At 56.3% G+C, this 898-nt stretch carries 3 protein-coding genes; 2 read left to right on the top strand and 1 reads right to left on the bottom strand.

The annotated features are described in order from the left end of the window. The coding region (locus B7G66_RS18410) for a hypothetical protein (RefSeq protein WP_206778192.1) at window positions 1–216 on the top strand (216 nt) is incomplete at its 5' end. Between the two features lie 11 nt (window positions 217–227). After that, window positions 228–692 carry an Ivy family c-type lysozyme inhibitor gene (locus B7G66_RS10865; RefSeq protein ID WP_003621691.1) on the top strand — a complete coding sequence of 155 codons (465 nt, stop codon included), beginning with the start codon at window positions 228–230 and terminating at the stop codon, window positions 690–692. Window positions 693–716: 24 nt separating this feature from the next. Here B7G66_RS10865 and B7G66_RS18405 read toward each other — a convergent pair. Further along, a partial coding sequence (locus B7G66_RS18405) for a hypothetical protein (RefSeq protein WP_206778191.1) occupies window positions 717–898 on the bottom strand: 182 nt, incomplete at its 5' end.

Raw genomic sequence — 898 nt, 5'->3', positions numbered from 1 at the left:
AAGCTTTTTGGAAAAAGCTTCACCAAAAACTTTTATGATTTCAGTGCGTTATCGAGGCTAACGGTTCAAACATCCTCAAAGTCCCTGATATCGGCGCCGCGTTGCGGGCGTGGTTGTGAAAACGGCATCCCCCGAAACTTTTACACCGGGCATTGGCGGTTTTTTCACGGAACACGCGTTATGGTCCTTATGCAGCCAGTTTTGGCACAGCATTGAGGAAGGTCCATATGAAATTAGCCACAATACTGGCGGGCGCACTGCTGGTTTGCGTCATGGCGTGCCCCCTGGCCCACGCCGCGGCGGACCCGGTGACACTGACGACATACCTGCATGATCCCGCCTGGACAAAGCGGTTCGACACGATGTTTGGCAAGACGCCAAAGCCGGGCTGGCTGAACAGCGCAACCCAGTCCGAGGCCGTGCCCGTCACCATGGGGGGCAAGCCCTATACCGTTCTGTTGGCCTGCAAACAGCATGATTGCGCCAATCACCAGCTTGTCGTCCTTTTCGACGCCACGACGATTTACGGCCTGCGTTTCGAAACCACGGACAACAGCCCGAAAGAGACCCTGACATGGCTCAATATCGGCGGTGGCCCCGAAAGCATTGATGGCAAGACGATCCTGTATGCCGCCATCACCGGCAGCCTGTTCAACCATCCCGCGATGTTCGCCTTCCCCGCCTCGAAATAGGCACGACATCACCGCCCGCCCCCCTCACCCGCCATGCCGGGGGGCGGCTGTTTGACCAGCACCGGGGCAGGCCCATACAGGGTTTGGGTGGCGCTTGCCTGTCAGCACGCCCTGAGAGAGTGTTTGAAAACAGGTCATTGATAAAAAAGTTTTTGGGTGCCGCCTTTTTTCAGAAAGGCGGCGTCTTTCGAAGCTTTTTAGAAAAA

The sequence above is a fragment of the Novacetimonas hansenii JCM 7643 genome (genome assembly GCF_000964405.1).
GTDB lineage: Bacteria > Pseudomonadota > Alphaproteobacteria > Acetobacterales > Acetobacteraceae > Novacetimonas > Novacetimonas hansenii.
The sequence above is the reverse complement of the archived record's forward strand: the minus strand, read 5'-3'. Positions and strand labels throughout refer to the sequence as shown.

What these genes read in the sequence shown, in the direction of transcription:
- B7G66_RS10865 (WP_003621691.1), top strand. Translation starts at nt 228, where the DNA reads ATGAAATTAGCCACAATACTGGCGGGCGCACTGCTGGTTTGCGTCATG.